The 17,605-nt window shown below is 69.4% G+C and carries 9 protein-coding genes; 3 read left to right on the top strand and 6 right to left on the bottom strand.

Annotated elements, in window-relative coordinates; all coding sequences use genetic code 11:
• Nucleotides 1–149 precede the first annotated feature (149 nt).
• The 5 genes from ABT092_RS19510 to ABT092_RS19490 all read right to left on the bottom strand — a co-directional run bounded on the left by ABT092_RS19510 (nucleotide 150) and on the right by ABT092_RS19490 (nucleotide 9,591).
• Entirely contained in the window at nucleotides 150–818 is a 669-nt protein-coding gene (locus ABT092_RS19510) for a hypothetical protein (protein WP_351245450.1), read from the bottom strand.
• 119 nt (nucleotides 819–937) lie between these two features.
• The gene (locus ABT092_RS19505) at nucleotides 938–4,138 is read right to left on the bottom strand and encodes a type I restriction endonuclease subunit R (protein ID WP_351245448.1); all 3,201 of its coding nucleotides are present in this window, start codon (nucleotides 4,136–4,138) and stop codon (nucleotides 938–940) included.
• A 2-nt stretch (nucleotides 4,139–4,140) separates the two neighbouring features.
• Nucleotides 4,141–5,304 carry a restriction endonuclease subunit S gene (locus ABT092_RS19500; protein ID WP_351245446.1) on the bottom strand — a complete coding sequence of 388 codons (1,164 nt, stop codon included), beginning with the start codon at nucleotides 5,302–5,304 and terminating at the stop codon, nucleotides 4,141–4,143.
• 2 nt (nucleotides 5,305–5,306) lie between these two features.
• Nucleotides 5,307–7,316 (bottom strand): type I restriction-modification system subunit M, encoded by a 2,010-nt coding sequence (locus ABT092_RS19495; RefSeq protein ID WP_351245444.1) that lies wholly within the window; start codon nucleotides 7,314–7,316, stop codon nucleotides 5,307–5,309.
• Between the two features lie 91 nt (nucleotides 7,317–7,407).
• Nucleotides 7,408–9,591, bottom strand: coding sequence for an N-6 DNA methylase (locus ABT092_RS19490; RefSeq protein WP_351245442.1), 2,184 nt, complete (start codon nucleotides 9,589–9,591; stop codon nucleotides 7,408–7,410).
• Between the two features lie 464 nt (nucleotides 9,592–10,055).
• Here ABT092_RS19490 and ABT092_RS19485 point away from each other — a divergent pair, with 464 nt between their 5' ends.
• From ABT092_RS19485 to ABT092_RS19475, 3 genes are all read left to right on the top strand, one after another.
• Nucleotides 10,056–12,515, top strand: a complete 2,460-nt coding sequence (locus ABT092_RS19485; protein WP_351245440.1) for an AAA family ATPase — start codon at nucleotides 10,056–10,058, stop codon at nucleotides 12,513–12,515.
• Nucleotides 12,512–12,886 carry an alpha/beta hydrolase gene (locus tag ABT092_RS19480; RefSeq protein ID WP_351245438.1) on the top strand — a complete coding sequence of 125 codons (375 nt, stop codon included), beginning with the start codon at nucleotides 12,512–12,514 and terminating at the stop codon, nucleotides 12,884–12,886. The genes ABT092_RS19485 and ABT092_RS19480 overlap by 4 nt, the downstream gene beginning before the upstream one ends.
• A 95-nt stretch (nucleotides 12,887–12,981) precedes the next feature.
• The gene (locus ABT092_RS19475) at nucleotides 12,982–16,365 is read left to right on the top strand and encodes an AAA family ATPase (protein ID WP_351245436.1); all 3,384 of its coding nucleotides are present in this window, start codon (nucleotides 12,982–12,984) and stop codon (nucleotides 16,363–16,365) included.
• A gap of 114 nt (nucleotides 16,366–16,479) precedes the next feature.
• Here the strand turns inward: ABT092_RS19475 and ABT092_RS19470 are convergent, their stop codons facing one another.
• Complete coding sequence (locus ABT092_RS19470) at nucleotides 16,480–17,160, bottom strand: hypothetical protein (RefSeq protein ID WP_351245434.1); 681 nt, start codon at nucleotides 17,158–17,160, stop codon at nucleotides 16,480–16,482.
• Nucleotides 17,161–17,605 lie beyond the last annotated feature (445 nt).

The raw sequence follows: 17,605 nt of genomic DNA, 5'->3' as shown, positions 1-17,605 counted from the left end.
CACCGTCCCCGCTCCGAAGAATCGGGGACCCACCCCCGGATCAGACGCTCCAACGCCCTCACAAGACCTGCCGCTCCGGCAGATCGTCACGTGCGACTGCAGTACGGTCTGGCAACTGAGTCGGCAGTGCCGAATCCGATGGAGCAGAGCTACTTCACATCTTTGGCCAGGACGGTGACGGCGACCTTGCCCACCACCGTCGTCAGGACGTAGTTGGTTGAGCTGCTGAAGGCGACACCTACGCCGGCGGGAATCGCCTTGGCCATCGCCTTCTGGGTGAAAGTGATCGACACCCGCTTGAACAACTGCTTGATCGTGACCAAGGCCGGCCCTCGCAGGTACTGATAGACCAACTTCTCGGCGATCTTCATGACCGCTGCCTTGCCGCCCTTTGACGCCATCTGTTCTACGGAACCTGCCAACGCGAGCACGAAGGCGAGGTGCTTCTTGTCCTCATCGCTCAGCTCGGTCTCGTAGACCTCGACCAGGCACATGCACATGTCGATCTGGAGCTTGAGTGCCGCGGCGATATCGGTGATACCGCCGCCCAGGACGGCGATCGCTGTCCCGACTCCTGGAATCACACTTGGAGCTGCGGTGACCGCACCGGTGACTGCCGAAAGTTTGGAGTACCGGCCAATTATCTTGGCCGCGATCCGGCGCTTGTCCTCCAGGCTCTCGGGCTCCCGCTCGAACTTGTCCTCGAACGCCGTACGGTACCCGCCGACGATCTCAGCGGCCGCCTGCGGTGTGATGGCGATCAGCTCGACGGCCTTCTGAAGCCGAGACTCTTCGAGCTCGTCCTGCGCGTGGTTCATCGTTTCCCCTCCCGATCCGCTGCGACATGGCAGCGGAAGATCCCTTGCCCCATCGTCAAGGAGCGTCGCGCCGCTCCAGCAGGTCGCGCCGGCCGACACTTCCGGCCGGGGCGTACACATCAGAAGTCGTCGTCCAGGCCCTCTTCGCGGCGGATCATCCGCCAGGCGGCCTTGCGGGCGCTGCGGTCCAGACTGGACTTGAAGCCCTTGTCGGGGCCGAAGTACTGGCGGCCCATGCCCGCAATGGTGTCGATGTGGTCGGCCATCTTGTCCGCGAAGACGTTGTCGAAGACGAGGCCGAAGTTCTCCTCGTCGTTGACGACGGCCGCCGCCCGCACCTTCGGGTCGGCCTTGGCCTCCTCGAACGGGCGGATGACGTCCTGCTCGGTGAACTCGGTGCCGAAGCGTTCGTTGAAGTCGTCGATCAACTGCGAGAGCAGCGACTTCTCCGCCTCCTTGGCACCGCCCGCGCCGTCGCCGAAGCCCGGCATCGTGGTCGGCCCCTCGGAGGTGAGGGAGACGTCGTACTCGCCGGTCTTCTCCACCCGCATGTGGCTGAGGTCGATCTCGCCGATGTCCACGCCCCCGTCCGCCCGGCGCGGCAGCCGGTTGAGGAGGTAGCGGCCGTAGAGGTGCAGTCGCTCCAACTCGGCGTCCTGGTAGGGGACGATCTGCGCGAGGAAGCCGTACTTCCTGACGTAGTCGTTGAGGGCGGCGCGGAAGTCCTCCGCGGCCTCCTGGTCGTCCGTCTCCTCGCTTTCGAGCAGGGGCGTGAAGCGGGCGACGGCGGGGGAGAGCAGCCGGTACAGCTCGGCGTGCAGCTTCTCCCACTTGGACTGTGAGCCCGCGGCCTTCTCCCTGGCGGCGAAGTACGCGGCGGCGAACTCATCCATCTCCTGCCCAGACAGGATCGCCGCCTGCATGACCCGGCTCTGCGCGGTGTAGAGCAGGTTGGGGTCGGAGGGGAGGGTGTTCGCCTCCTCGAAATACGGGCGGAAGGAGTCCTGTATGTCGTTGGCGTCGTTGACGAAGTCCAGGACCGCTAGGTCCGCCTGGGTCTTGCGCTCGGCGGTCCGGTTCAGCCGGGACAAGGTCTGGACGGCGGAGATACCGGTCAGTGACTTGTTGACGTACATCGTTGTCAGCAGCGGCTGGTCGAAGCCGGTCTGGTACTTCTCCGCCACGACCAGGATCCGGTACTCGCGCTGGCCCGCGCCGCCGGCCCGGGCGGCTTTGTCGTCGGCACGCGTGTACGCGAACGCCTTCGGCAGCGCGCTCTCCGACAGCCCGCCGTTCTCCCTCGGTTCGGTGGTCTCCTCGCCGTCGAGGGTGAGCGAGCCGGAGAAGGCGACGAGGACCCCCAGGTCGGGGTACTTGGTGTCGTAGTCCCGGTCCTTGACGTAGCTCTTGATCGCGCGCGCCATCTGCACGGCGGACTGCCGGGAGGCGGTCACCACCATGGACTTGGCCCGGCCGCCGAGACGGCCCCGGCTGTGCGCCACGAAGTGCTCCACGATCACCTGGGCGTGCTGGGCGACCGTCGAGTCATGGGTGAGCGCGTACCGGGCGAGCAGGCCGTTCGCCTTCGACGGGTCGACCTCCCGCTCGTCGGGGTTCTGGTTCACCAGCTTCCAGTACGTGTTGTACGTGACGTAGTTGCGCAGCGGATCGAGGATGAAGCCCTCCTCGATCGCCTGCCGCATGGAATACGTGTGGAAGGGCCGGTAGGCCGCCTTGCCATCGATGTCCTGGAGCGTCCCGAAGAGTTCAAGGGTCTTGGCCTTCGGTGTGGCGGTGAACGCGAAGTAGGAGAGGTTCGCGGCACGGGAACGCTGCTCGGCCCTCTTTTTGAGCTGCTCGTCGAGGGTTGCGGCGGCAGGGGCCTTGACCGTGGTCGCGCCCGCGTCGTCCGAGTCGGAGTCCAGGCCGAGGTAGCGCAGCGCGGACCGTACGGCGGTGGCGGCGTCACCGGACTGCGAGGAGTGCGCCTCGTCCACGATGATCGCGAAGCTGCTGCCCTGGATCTCAGTGGGGTTGCGCTGGAGGTAGTCCAGCAGCGCCGGGAAGGAATGCAGCGTGACTGTGACGATCTTCCCGGTGTCCCGGGAGAGGGCCTTGGCGAGCTGCTCGCCCTTTGCCCCGTACTTCTCATCGATCTTCACGACGAGGCCCGCGGTCTGCTCGAAGTTGCCGACCGTTTCGCGGAGCTGGGCGTCCAAGTTGCGGCGGTCGGTGATGACGATGACCTTGTCGAAGACCGGCACGCCCGGCTTGAGGCCCTTGGCGATGGCCTCGGGGTCGAGTTCGCGCGGGTCGGTCGGGGTGTGCAGGTCACTGAGGCGGTGCGCGAGCCAGCCGATGGTGTTCGACTTGCCCGAGCCGGCCGAGGCCATGACCAGGTAGTCGTGCCCCGCGCCGTGGGTGGCAGAGTGCGCGGTGAGCTTCTTGACCGCGTCCCACTGCTGGAACCGCGGGAAGACCATCGCCTTCGTCGTGCCGCCGCCGGGCGTCTTGCTCTTGTGTAGGTGCACGAACCGCTGGAGCAGGTCCAGCCAGTTGTCCCGCTGCCAGACCTGCTCCCAGAGGTAGGAGGTCGCGTACGTGCCGTAGGCGGTGGGGGCCGGGTTGCCGGCGCCGCCGGGCTGCCCGGGTCCGTTGGAGCCGGTGTTGAACGGCAGGAAGCGGGTGTTCTTGCCCTTGAGCTGGGTGGAGACGAAGACCAGGTCCGGGTCGACGGCGAAGTTCGCGACGACCCGGCGCGTGAAGATCAGCTCGGTGGCGTCGCGGTCGGTGCGGTACTGCTCCTTGGCCTGCTCCACCCCCTGCTTGGTCAGCGGGTTCTTCAGCTCGGCCGTGGCGACCGGGATTCCGTTGAGGAAGAGGGTGAGGTCGAGCCGGTTGCCCCAGTCGGCCTGCTTCGTCGCGTACTCGAGTTCCCGGACAACGGTGAGGCGATTGGCCCGGTAGCCGTCCAGTACGGAGTCGTGGGCGACCAGGTTCGGCTTGAAGTACGCAACGCGGAGCAGGACACCCCGATCCTTGACGCCGTTGCGGAGGACATCGAGGAGCCCGTTGGTGGCGATGGCCTGGTCGAGGCGGCTGGCGAACCCGCGCTGCGCCTCGTTCGGGTCCCCGCCGTAGACGGTGAGCAGCTCGCTCCACTCGTCGGGCTGGGTCGCCCCGATGAAGGTGAACAGTTCGTTGGTGTCCAGGCCGAGGTCGGCCTGGTAGTCCTGCGGGCGCGCTTCGCGCCAGCCGCGCTCGACCATGGCGGCGACGATCGCCTCACCGAAGGCGGACTCCGTGTGGATGGGGCTCATGGCTAGGCGGTGACTCCGTCCGTTACGTTGCGCCCGCTGGCGGTGGATACGTCGAGCTGTCCGGATACGGCGGCGGTGATGAGGGACTGGCGGCGTTCAGCGAGCAGGGCCAGCTGTCGATTGACAAGATCGTCGCATCGGCCAGCATGTGCGAGTGCAGCCTGTACGTTCTCAACGATCCTGAGCTGCTCATGATGCGACGGCATTGGGGCTTGAATCTGTGATAGGTGAGTTGGGCCGAAGTGCTGCATCGTTGCCCCCGTCTTCAGAACATCGATTTGACGGGAAAAGAAAGACGAGCGAAGGAAGGCCTCGACATACTTCATTTCTACGTCTTGCCGAGCGGGTCGCAGAATAATCAAGCCGGTGTAGGGAATTGCCCCAATGGCGGCTGGATCTTTGACGACAGAGACGCCCCCCATGGTGGCGCTTCCACTAATCAACCGGTCGCCCAATTTTAGGCGGAACTGTGACCACTGGCGGGAGACCTTCTCAGGGTCGAGAAAGTTGCATCCATTTAGCGTGACCTCCCCGCGATGGAGACCTGAAATCCGAATGAGCGGAATTCCTTCATCGTGAAAGTCAACGGCCATGATTCCGGGGCCTTCGCGGAAGCGAGTCAAATAGCGGAATGGGGTGAGGTTCTGATGATGTCCGATCTCCGAATCGATCACGCACTGAGATCGCTCGGATACCAATTCTCTGAGCCTTACGTAAGTTCGTGTCAATGCGTCGATGCGGGCGGTCTCGACGTCGAGGAAGTTGGCGACGCGGCGCTGCTCTTCCAGTGGAGGGACAGTAAATCGAAGCCCTGCAACTGCAGAAGCTGTTAGTAGTGGTTGAGCCGTCTTCGAAGCCAGCTCAGGTAGGCGCGCACTCTTTAGCAGGTAGTATGTGTACATGCTTTCGAGGGCCGGTCCCGGGGTTGCAACAATCACGTTGTCGGAGGCCCAGCAATCCTCCCGCGCAAGGTTGATGGCGCCGACTGTGCCAACGCGACCAATAAGAGTGGACCCTGGCCGGGTGTTTGAGTTGGATGTGCGCCCGATAGGGCCGGCTGCCCCCATGACGGGGATGGGCCCATCATCAGTGCGATCCATGATCGAAGTTCCGCTGCGTAGGCTCAAGACCCATTTCAATGCGACCTCGGTAGCCTTGTTGTGCATTGTCACTCCGTCACCTCCCCCAACAGTGCCTGAATCTCTGCCTCCAGTGACTTCAACTCCGCATCGATCTCCGCCAGCGGCCTGGGCGGCTTGTACACGTAGAAGTGCCGCGTGAACGGGATCTCGTAACCGATCTTCGTCTTCGTGTGGTCGATCCACGCGTCCGGAACGTGCGGCAGCACCTCGCGTTTGAGGTAGTCCTCGACGTCTTCGCCCAGCGGGACGTTCTCATAGTCGCGCAGGTCAGTGTCCGGCTCAGCCGCGCCCTTGACCTTCTGGACCTCGCCCTCCGGGTCTCGGACCCCGATCGTCTCCCGTACCGCCTTCGTGAACGGCGCTCCCGAGGGCCACGCCAGGCCGGTCGCGATCACCGCGTCCTTGAGCGCGATGAACGCGTCGGACTTCGTCGTCCAGGACGAGCCGAGCAGCGTACGGACCGCCGCGACGAACTCCTCAGTCCGCTCCAACTTGGCCACCGGCTTGGCCTCCGCCAGCGCGGCCAGGGTCTCCTCCGTCACCTCGAAGCGCAGTTTCAGCGGGCGTTCGACGGTGATGCGTTGGTAGCCGAAGTCCTCGTTGGCGAAGAGCTTGACCTTGCCGTGCAGCGGGTGCTCGGGGTCCTTCGCGACCTGGGCGGCCTCCGCGTACAGCCGGGTGATGTCGCCGATGTGGTCGGGGCGACCGTTCGTCCCGTCGCCGAGCTCCTTGCGCTTGTCGCCGAGCGACTTGCGCATCTTCACCCACTGGTCGCGCGCGTCGAGCAGGACGACCTTGCCCTTGTGGTCAGCGTCCTTGCGGTTGGTGAGGATCCAGAAGTACGTCGAGATACCGGTGTTGTAGAAGAGCTGGTCCGGGAGGGCGACGATCGCCTCCAGCCAGTCGTTCTCCAGGATCCAGCGGCGGATCTTGGACTCGCCGGAGTCAGCCGCGCCCGTGAAGAGCGGGGAGCCGTTGAAGACGACGGCGATGCGGGAGCCGCCCCCACCGCTGACGTCCACCGGCTTCATCTTCGAGATCATGTGCTGGAGGAAGAGCAGCGAACCGTCGTTGATGCGCGGCAGGCCCGCGCCGAAGCGTCCGGCGTCGCCGAGCGACTGGTGCTCGTACTCGACGTCCTCCTTGACCTTCTTCCACTCCACGCCGAACGGCGGGTTGGCGAGGATGTAGTCGAACTTGCGGCGGGCGTGGCCGTCGTCGTTGAAGGAGTTGCCGAAGCGGATGTTCTCCGGGTCCTGGCCCTTGATCATGAGGTCGGACCGGCAGATCGCCCAGGACTCGGGGTTGAGCTCCTGCCCGTACACCTCGACCGTCGCGTCCGGGTTGAGGGAGTCGATGTGGTCGTCGGCGGCGCTGAGCATGCCGCCGGTGCCGCAAGCCGGGTCCATGACGGTGCGGACGACACCGGGCAGGCTGAGGGCGTCCGCGTCGGGCGCCACCAGCAGGTTGACCATCAGCTTGATGACTTCGCGCGGGGTGAAGTGTTCACCCGCGGTCTCGTTCGACTGCTCGGCGAAGCGGCGGATCAGCTCCTCGAAGATGTAGCCCATGTTGTGGTTGGGCACGACATCCGGGTGCAGATCGAGGTCGTTGAACCTGCCGATGACCTGGTAGAGGAGGTTCGCGCTGTCGAGCTTCCTGACCTGCTGGTTGAAATCGTACTTGTCGAGGACCTCGCGGGCGTTGTCGGAGAAGGCGCCCACGTAGATCTGCAGGTTCTTCGCCGCGTTCTGCGGGTCGGCCGCGATCTTCTTGAGCGTGAGGTCGCTCTTGTTGTAGAAGGAGTGGCCCGAGGCCTTGCGCAGGAAGTGGTCGGTGTCGATCTCCTGGCCCGCGAACCTGTCGACGGTCTCGACGACCTTCTCGCGTGTCGGCTCCAGGACGCACTCCAGGCGGCGCAGCACGGTGAACGGCAGAATGACCTTGCCGTAGTCGGACTGTCGGTAGTCACCGCGCAGGAGATCGGCGACGGACCAGGCGTGGTTCGCCAGCTCCGTGTGCTTGCTGCTGTTCAAGAGGTCCCGGCTTCCTTCCGAAAGAGCACCGTCCGGGCGTGGGACGGCTGGGATTCAGTGTGGTCGTGTGCGGTGGGACGCGTGGGGGGTTTCAGACAGAACGGCTACCCGGAGTGCCCAGGCCGGCCGGTGGCAGGAGTACCCCGGCGGTCAGGCCGGTGGTCAGGGTGGCCGCGGTGTCGGCGGCCAGGTCGGCGGTTCGGCGGGCGGCCGAGCGCAGTTCGTGTACGCGGCGGAAGGCCTCCCCGTAGCGTCGCTGTTCCTCCAGGGGCAGCAGCGGTACGCGCAGGCGGCCCGGCGCGACGTGCACGTGGGTGCTGCCGGTCGACGCGGAGGCGATGTTGTCCTCGGCGCCGAGGAACCCGGCCAGGAACCACGGGTCGAGGCGGGCGGGGTCGGGGCGCAGGAGGTGGATGTGCTGACCCAGCAGGGCTCCGGCGTCCCGGTCGTCCGCCACCCGGGTCATCGGGGCGGCGTCGCCGCCGCCCGCGACGGCGCGTACGAGGACGTCCCCGGCGGCTACGGGTTGCGCGGCGTCCGCGTGGATGTCGACGGCCGTGCCGGACGGCGGGTTTCCGGCCGCGATGTCGCGGGAGGCGAGGACCGGCTGCTCCCCGGCGGGGGCGCTGGAGCCCTTGGAGCCTCGGGTGCCGGGCGCAGCCGCCCGCAGCATGGTCAGGGCTCCGCCGCGTGCCAGGTCGGAGACGGTCGCCGTACGCCACTCGCGGGCCGAGGCCCCGGACGGCTGCCACCCGTCGGAGGCGGAGGAGGCTGCCAGCGTGGTGACCTGCTTGGCCAGCTGCTTGTGGAGGTCGTCAACGCGGCGGGCCAGGGCGGCTGGATTGATGTCGGCGGCGGTCGCCCGGACATGGCGGGCCGGGGTGACATCGACGACGTCGTCGAGGAGGTCGACGAGCGGCACCGCGCGGGCGACCCCGGGCTCGTCGGCGTAGGTGTCGGGTGCGGCGGTGAACGCGGTCCACTGGCCGAGGACCCGGTCGGTCAGCCCCGCCCAGTCGAAGGCGGCTGCGGAGGAAGAGGAATACGAAGAGCCGGAGCGGCGGGGGCGTGAGCCGCCAGGCGTGCCGGCGTCGGTCGCGGGCGCCGTGCCCGGGGCGCCCTCCCGCTGCTCGCCTTCCCCGTCGACGAACAGCACTGTCGTACGGTCCGTGCCGCCCGGCTCGGGACGTTGGAGCACCCAGATCTGAAGACCGATGTGGAGCGGATACGCGGCACGTGCCGGAAGGGAGACGACGGCGCGCAGGGCCCCGCCGCGGATGAGTTCCGCGCGGACGCGGCGGCCGGAGGAGCGGAAGGCGAGCGCTGGCGGTAGCAGCATGACCGCGTGGCCGCCAGGCTCCAGGTGTGCGAGGGCGTGCTGTACCCAGGCCAGTTCGGACTCGAAGCGCGGCGGAAGTCCGTACGCCCATCTCGGGTCGTAGGCCAGCTCGTCGTGACCCCAGTCGCGGTCACCGAACGGTGGGTTGCACAGGACCGCGTCCACGGTGACGTCGGGGAAGGCGTCGTCGCGCAGGCTGTCGCCGACGCGGATCGCAGTCTCGGCTTCGGGTGCGGCCAGCAGAAGCCGGACCGCGGTGCGCCGGCCCTGGACGGGGAGCGAGTCCTGCCCAAACAGCTCCCGTGCGCCCTGCCGGGCGGCTGCAGCCAGGAGCGTGCCGCTGCCGCAGGCGGGGTCGAGGACGCGGGACGGGTCGGCCGGCAGGAGCCGTGCCATGAGGAGGGCCAGGCCCTCCGGGGTCTGGTAGACGCCGCTGGCGGCGCCCTCGTCCAGTTCGCGTTCGGCGAGGACGTCGACGGCGGCCTGCGGCCCCGCCTCACGGACGCAACCCAGCAGCGCGCGGACCGCGTCCGCGTCGTCCGGACCGTAGCGGACCGGCTCGGCCTCGGGCACGGCGGCCGGAAGCTCGCCCGCGGTCTTCTCCGCTCGGGCGATCAACTGGTCGTCGGGCAAGGCGGCGAGTTCGGTCAGCTCCTCCGGTGTGCGCCGGGACGCGGCAGCCGCCAGCGGGAACAGTCGCGCGGCCACTCCCGAGCCGGGTCCCAGCAGCCGGAGCGCCGTACGCAGTTCCTCGGTCGGTGAGGCGGTGGAGGTGTGCCCGCGTCCTCGCAGCCATGCCTGGACGGCCGGCAGGTCGTAGAGCGGACTGGTTTCCGTGCCTGCGCTGGGAGCCGGGAAGTCGTCGTGGCGGCGGCGCCAGTTGCTGACGGTGGCGCGCGTGACCCCTGCGATACGGGAGATCTCGGCGGCTGTCACATGCGCTGAGGGTGCCGGTTGGGCTGGTGGCGGCTGGGGCATGGCGTGGGGTTCCGCACCTCTCGGGCCAGTCGGACGGGGACGGTTAACACATTACAGCGGTCGTCAAATTCGTCAAGCCGTTTGACAATGCTTTCAGTGTCATGCTTATTTGGTCGCGGTTCCGAGTGGAAGTGTGACGCTGACTGCGCGACCGAACTGTGGAGCGCCCTGTCGCCGTACCGCGTCACGCATCCGATCTCCGTCAGTCCCTACTCATCGCAACGCGACACGTCAGGGCCGCGCCCTCGCCGGATCCGTTCCGCACCGAAGTCGCCACCCACCGCACATGTCCCCTCCCTCTCAACGGGGGACCACGCCGCCCACCACCACCCCCACGCGAACGCCGGGGCACCATCCGCACCGACCGCGTGCCGGTGTCCGCCCATCCTCCGAACCAGCATCTGGCCCCCGGGAGACAGCACATGACCGTGACGGAACAGTCCCAGCGGAACGCGGACGAACCCACCGACCCCACTCGGCCGAGCCCCGCCGACCAGCCCCCGCCCCTGGCCGATCTGGTGCGGACCCGCCTGGGCGATGCGGCACTCGCCGAGCCCGTGAAGGCGCTCCTGAAGGAGGCGCTGGGCGAGGACGAGACCCGTGGAACCTCCCCGGCCGGGCGCGTCTACCTCGACTCCGTCGCCGTCAACGGCTTCCGTGGCATCGGCCCTCGTGCCCGGCTGAGCCTCAGCCCCCGCCCGGGCGTCAACCTCGTCGTGGGCCGCAACGGCTCCGGCAAGTCCAGCCTCGCCGACGCCATCGAGGTCGGCTTCACCGGCGCCCGGGCCCACCGGCCCGGCCAGGACGCCACGCGCGGCGGCCACTGGTACAACCTCCACAACGCCGAAAGCCCCAAGATGGAGCTCAAGCTCGCGATCGAGGGCGACACCGGCAACAGCACCCTCACCCGCACCTGGACGAGCCGGGAGTTCGCCGACTCCGAGGCCACCTTCAAGCGCCCGGGTCATGCAGCCGTCCCCGTGGCCGAGGCCGGCTGGGACGCGGCCCTCGCCGACCACCGGCCGTTCCTCTCCTACACCGACCTCGACCTCATGCTCACCGGCAAGCCGTCCGAGCGGTACGACGCGATCGCCACCATCCTCGGCATGGAGCTGCTCTCCACCGCGATCAACCGGCTGAGCGCGCGGGAGAAGGCCCTCGCTGCCGTCGCGAAGGAGACGAGGGAAGCCCTGCCCGGCCTGAAGGAAGCCCTCTACGCGCTCGAGGACGACGACCGTGCCGTACAGGCCCTGCTCGCCGTGGACACCCCCGGTGCCCTGGACCTCGACACCATCGACGCGCTCGTCGCGGGGCTCCCCCCGGCCGACGACAGCCGGCTCGCCGAGCTCCAGGGCGAGGCCGGGGCGCAGGGGCCCGACCTGGCGGAGGTCGGGGAGGGCGTTCAGCGGCTACGGATCGCCCTGGCCGATGTGGAGGACCTTCACGGCACCGGCGCCGAGAACGCCCGGCTGCGCGCCGATCTGCTGGAGAAGGCCCTCGCCCACGCCGACCGGCACCCCGACGACGACGTTTGCCCCGCGTGCGGAACGGAACGGGCCCTCGGACGGGAGTGGTACGACCGCGCCTCCCGGCAGGTCGCGGAGCTGCGCCACGAGGCGAAGACCGCCGACGACGCCCGCGCCGCCGTCCGGACCGGAAAGCGGAACCTCCACAACCTCATCGAGAACCCCCAGCGGATCCCCGTTGCACTGGCCGGCCCGTGGAAGGCGTGGACCGACTGCCGGCAGATCACCGACCCCGCCGAACTCGCCCGGAGCGCCGAAGAAGCCGCCACGGTCCTCGTCGACGCCTGCGCGACCGTCAGGAGGCATGCGGCCCGAGAGCTGGAGGAGCGCGACGAGCGGTGGCGCGCGCTCGTCACCCGGCTCGCCGCCTGGGCGGACAAGGCCCGCGAGACCGAGCGGGACAAGTCCCTGTCGAGCGACCTCCGCAAGGCTGTGAAGTGGCTCAAGGACCTCTCCACCGAGCTGAGGGAGCAGCGCATGGAGCGCTTCACCGACGCCACGCAGGCCATTTGGGAGCGCCTGCGGCAGGAGAGCAACGTCGACCTTACGGCCGTGAGCCTGAAGGGGAGCGAGAAGGCGAACGTCCGCAGGCTCGTCATGGCGGCCTCCGTCGACGGCCAGGACGCCCCCGCGCTCGACGTCATGAGCCGGGGGGAGCTGCACTCCCTTGCGCTCTCCCTCTTCCTGCCGAGGGCCACGACCACGGACAGCCCGTTCGGCTTCCTCGTCATCGACGACCCCGTGCAGTCCATGGACCCGACCAAGGTGCACGGACTCGCCCAGGTGCTGCACGAGATCGGCAGGCACCGGCAGGTCGTTGTCTTCACCCACGACCCCCGTCTGCAGAAGGCGTTCACCGACCAGGAGCTGCCGGTCACGGTCTTTCAGGTGACGCGTGGCGAGGGGTCCCGGGTGAAGGTCGACTGCGTCGACGACCCGGTCGCCCAGGCCATCGGCGACGCCCGGGCCATCGCTGCCACCCCGGGCCTTCCCTCCGAGACGTACAGCCACGTGCTGCCCGGCCTGTGCCGGATCGCCCTGGAGAACGCTTTCCTGGAGGCCGCCTGGATCCGCCACCATCGCACCGGCGGATCGGAACACGACCTCCAGGCCGCGATCGACGGCGCGGAGAGGTTCCAGGAGGTCGCGGCGTTCGCCCTGTTCGGCGACGTGGAGCGCAGTAGCGATGTCAGGGAGGAGGTGCGCCTTCGCTACGGGAGCCCGGCGTGCTCCCTGATCCAGCAGTGCCAGAAGGGGGCTCACCCCGACGGGGCCCGGATCCCCGACCCCCACCGCTTCGTCACGGACGTCGAGGCCCTGGCGCAGAAGATCCGCAAGGCGGAGGTGACCGCATGACCACCCGTGCGCCTGCTTCCGTCGAAGGCCTGCTGCTGACCGCCGACCGCCTCCTCGACGGCGAACTCGCCGACACCACCACCGCCGGCAGGCACCGCGGTGCCTGCCTCGCGCTGCGGACCGCGCTGGAGATCCGCGTCGACCGGGTGCTGGAAGCCGCGACGCCCGGGCTGTCTCGCACCACGGGGCGCGCCAAGCTGCTCCTCCTGCACTCCGTCGTGCCGGCGGAGACGGCACGACGGGCGAAGGCTCTCTGGTCCCAGCTGAGTCTGGGGTGCCACTACCACCTGTACGAGCTCGGTCCTACGTACGACCAGGTACAGGTCTGGCGGACTGAGGCCGACGAACTCGTCCGAGAACTGATCCATTGACCGTTCGTCATCATCCGATTTCTGATAGTTGTTTCAGCGGGGTACGGGCAGCTGCCCGTGGCGGTGTGTCTCCTGGCACCGCAGGGAGGACGCACATGAGCACCACCACTCGGGACCAGGTCCTCGCCGCCGAGCAACGGGCGGTGGACCACGCCTACGCCTGCTACGCCACGAGCCTCGCCGAGCTGAACGGCACCTCGGCGGCCACCGCTTCCGCCAGCGGCAAGGACGGCATCGCCAACCGGGCCAGGACGGAGGCCCGTGCCGAGGCGTACGGCGGGCTCGGTGACGAGGCGCTGGTCTTCGCCCGGGTCGACGCACCGGAGGACCCGGGCGGCGAGCCCCGGCCCTGGTACATCGGGCGCCGGGGCGTACGGGACGGCGCGAGCGAACCGGTGGTCGTGCTGTGGACCAGCCCGCTCGCGAAGAAGTGGATCGAGGCCAGGCCGGAGGCGGCGGGCGACGTGGTCCTGCGGCGGCGGCTCCGCTGCGTGCGGCAGGTCGTCGAGGACTACGTCGACGAGATCGCTCCGACCGCGTCCGCCGCTCCGCCCGAGACCGTCACCGGACCCGAACCGGTGCCCGAGCCCCGCCAGGTCGCCGACGACCGGGCCGCGGAGGCGGCGGCCCCGGAGCGCGCGGCGCCGGTTCCCACCCCCGGCGACGTCCTAGGACGGCGGCGTCGGAAGGTGCTCCAGCCGGACGACTTCCTGCTGCGGGAGCTCCAGCGGTCGCGCGGCGGCCGGATGCGGGACATCGTCGAGACCATCCGCCGCGACCAGATGGAGCTGGTCACCGGCTCGCCGTCGGACATCCTCGTCGTGCAGGGCGGCCCGGGCACCGGCAAGTCGGCGGTCGGCCTCCACCGGGTGACCTGGCTCGTCAACAACGAGCACTTCAAGGCCCAGGACATCCTCGTCATCGGCCCGCACCAGCGGTTCCTCGACTACGTCGGCCAGGTCCTCCCCACCCTCGGCACCCGGGACGTCAACGCCGTCCAGCTGGACCGGTTATGGGAGGGCGAGGTCCTCGGCACCGACGAGCCGCGGGCCCGTCTGGTGAAGTCGGACGAGCGCATGGCGGCCGTCCTGCGGCGTCGGGTGGAGAGCGACTACCGCCCCGAGGTCCTCGACGCGCTCACCGTCGCCCCCGCCTTCGAGGGCGACGAGCCCGCGGTCGTGGTCACCGCCGGCAGTACGACCCTGCGTCTGCCGAGGTCCGAGGTGCTCGCCCTCCTCGACCGGGCGCACACCGGCGAAGGCTCCTTCCGGGAGCGCCGCGAGCGCTTCCGCGGCCTGCTCGTCGACCGGCTCCTGCGGGAACTCGCCGACGTCGCCCCGCGCCGGAGCCAGACCGGCACGATCCGCCGTGACCTGGAACGCAACCGAAGGGTCGAGCGCCTCGTCGAGCGGGTCTGGCCGTCACCGGGCCCCCGGGAAGCCCTGCGCACCCTCTACGACTCGGCCGATCTGCTGCGGAGCTGCACCGAGGGCGTCCTCGACGAGGACGAACGGGCAGCACTGGCGCGCGTCCGGGCGACCAGTGCCGACGCCGACCCGTGGACCCTGGAGGACCGCGTCTGCCTCGAAGAACTCCAGGTGCTCATCAGCGGAGAGGCCCCGAGGCGGTACGGGCACATCGTCGTCGACGAGGCCCAGGACCTCACGCCCATGCAGGCCCGCGCCCTGCGACGGCGCTGTGCCGTGGGGGGTTCCATGACCGTCCTGGGCGACCTCGCGCAGGCGACCGGGGTCCACACGCCGACGAGTTGGGACCTGCTCGGCGCCCTCCTCTCCGACCACGGCGACTGGAGGGTCGCCCAACTCGACACCAGCTACCGGGTCCCCGCCGAGATCATGGAGTTCGTCGCCCCGCTGGCCCGGACGATCGCCCCGTCCCTGCCCTATCCGCGGGCCGTCCGCGGGGCGGGACCGGACGCCGTGCGGACCCTGGCGACCGAGCCGTGGAAGCTGCTCGACGACACCGTCTCCCAGGTGGCGCGACTGGTGCGCACCAGCGACGGGAGCACTCCCCGCTCCGTGGCCGTCGTCGTCCCCGACGATTCGGACTGGCTGGACGCCATCAGCCGACGGATCGCCGAGGGGCAGGAGGTCGTCGGGCAGGACCGGGAGGCCGTGTCCGTGCTGGCGGCGGCGCAGGCCAAGGGCATGGAGTACGACCACGTGTTGGTCGTCGAGCCCGCCACGATCGCCGACCGGGGTCCTGCCGGACTGCGGCAGTTGTACGTCGCCCTCACCCGCAGCACCCAGACCCTGACCGTGCTGCACACCGCCCCGTTGCCGGCGGTCCTCCTCGGTTCCGGGGGTGCGCCCGGGGTGCCGAAGGCGGCCGAGGCCCGGGAGGAGGACGGCGAGGGGCGGCTGCCCCGGATCGGCACGGACGTCCGGGTCGAGGTCGTGGCCCGGGTCCCCGGCGGTCGCCACAAGGTCCGGGCGCTGTCCCCGCCGATCGACCGGCCGCTCGTCCTCACCGTTCGCCATGGATCGGTCCCCCCGTTGAGGGGCGAGCAACTGGACTGCTGGGTCTTCGCCAACGAGACGAGCCAGACGGTGCTCACCGCCGACCAACGGGGCCGGTCGCCCGTCTCGGAGCGGATGGCGGGGCGCTACCTGGCGGCTCTGGACGTGCTCGGGGAACTGGTGGCGGGCGACGGCGAGGTTGCCGACGCCCGCGGTCGCCTCTCCGAACTCCAGGGGATGGCCAACCGCGTCCTGCGACGGGACCAGGCGGACTGGGTCGACGTGCTGCACCTGTTCGGCTCCCCGGACCGGGAGGCGCTGAGCGTGCTGCGCGACCTCGCCGCGACCACCAACCGGGCCCTCAAGGACGGCGCTCTGGACCCGGGGCGACTCGCGGCGGAGGTGGCGGACTCCGGCTGGGCCGAGTCCCTTGCCGCGGCCCGGCGCGAACTCGCGGCACGCTTCGCCCCCGGGACCGAACCGGACTGCGCTGACGCCCCGCCGCTCGTTCCGTCGCACCCCGAACCGGAGGAAGAAGTGCAGCCGACCGACGTGGACACCAGGCCGGAGCCGACGGTGGGGAAGGGCCTGCTGGGGGCGCTGGAGGCGGCCGCCGCGGCGGACCGCACCTGCAAGAAGCACGAGGCGATCCGTCACGCGTTGAAGTCCTCGCTCCTCTGGGCCGATCTCCAGCCGACCGATTCGTCCGTCGTCGACGTCAGTTGCGTCACCGAGCACGGCCTGTTCCTCTACGAGGCCCTGGGCGCGGGTCGCTCGGCCTACGCGGACCTGCGCTCGGGTGCGACCCGCCTACTGGAGATCAACCACACCCTGCCCGCGCCGGCGGACCGCCTCTACCTCGTGCTCTCCGAACCGCCGGCCGAGGAGTGGGCCGCGGACACGGTCCGTGACGTCTTCCGGGTCGACGTCATCTGGCGCACTCCCGGCGGCTGGGCCGGGGAGGGCGCGGACACCGCCTCGGGTTCCGCCGGGGCCTGACCCCGACGCCGGGCGGGCCGGGCCCGGGTGACGGAAGGGGAATCCCGGCCTTCCGTCGCCCGGGCGGCCCGCCGCGCTGGTCCTCGGTGGCGAGCGGGTGGATCCGTGCGCCGCTCAGCCGTGCCACGCCGCCGGGGGCGGGCCGAAGGCGCGGCGGGCCGCCTTCACGGTGAAGGCGGCAACGGCGGCGTTCGCGCCACCGCCGATCACCGCGCCGATGCCGAACGGTGCCACTCGGCCCAGAACGATGATCCCCTGCTTGGTGCCGTACTTCGTGATGAAGTTCCGGCCCAGGACCTTGTTGATCTGACGCAGCGTCTCGGCGGGCACCTTCGCGACGACCTGGCGCCCCCAGTGCTGCCCGGTGCGCTCGGCGACCTTGGTGATGGTGGTCGAGCCGGTTCCACCGAGCATGACCCCCATCACGATCGTCCGACGGCGCTCCACCTCGTGGAGGGGGATTCCGTGGACCTCGGCTATGGAGAGCGCGAAGAGCGCGCTGAGTTCGAGGGAGGAGAACGCCTCGCCCGCTGACAGCGCCAGGGCGACTCCCGTGCCGACGCCCGGTGCGGCGGCGGTTCCTCCGACGGCGGCACCCGTCCCGGCCAAGGCGCTGACGTACATCCGCTCCAGATTGCGGATCACCTGTTCCGGGGTCGCCTCGGGGTTGCGTTGGCGGGCCCGGGCGATGTTCTTGCGCACCAGCGGACTCTGGGCCTCGATCGCCTTGTCCAGGAGCGCGAGGGTCCGCTGCCCCCGTCCGTCGGCTGCCGGTTCGGAGGCGTCTGAAGCCATGCCGTGAACTCCTTGGGTCGGTCTCAACTGGATGTCCCATTCGATCAGTTGAGTGGACCTTGTGCCAGATGGGGGCAGCTGTCGATCATGTGGTCCCGTGTCATGGTCCGGGGTGGAGGGTCCGGCATCGGTCTGCCGGCGCCCTTCCGGCTCGGTTCGCCCATGCTGAAGGGCCCGTTCCGGGGAATCGGAACGGGCCCTTCGTCGGAGCGCTGGGCAGGCCTTGCACCTGCATCTCCCCACAGGAAGTGGGGCGCCTTTCCTTGGACCACCAACGCGCGTCCAGCTACCGGGAGTTCCGGTGACCGGCTCAACGAAATGAAGCATATCCCATGATCGGAGCCCGGTTGACCGGTGGCGGGCGGTTCCGCCGCCGCCCGGTCGGAACCGGACGGCCCGATCGTCCTGCCCGCACCCGTCCGGAAGGCCCGCACCCGTGTCCCGC

The sequence above is a fragment of the Streptomyces sp. NPDC002490 genome, from assembly GCF_040296045.1.
GTDB lineage: Bacteria > Actinomycetota > Actinomycetes > Streptomycetales > Streptomycetaceae > Streptomyces.
Note: the sequence above shows the minus strand (reverse complement) of the source record. Positions and strands in the feature narration are given on the sequence as shown.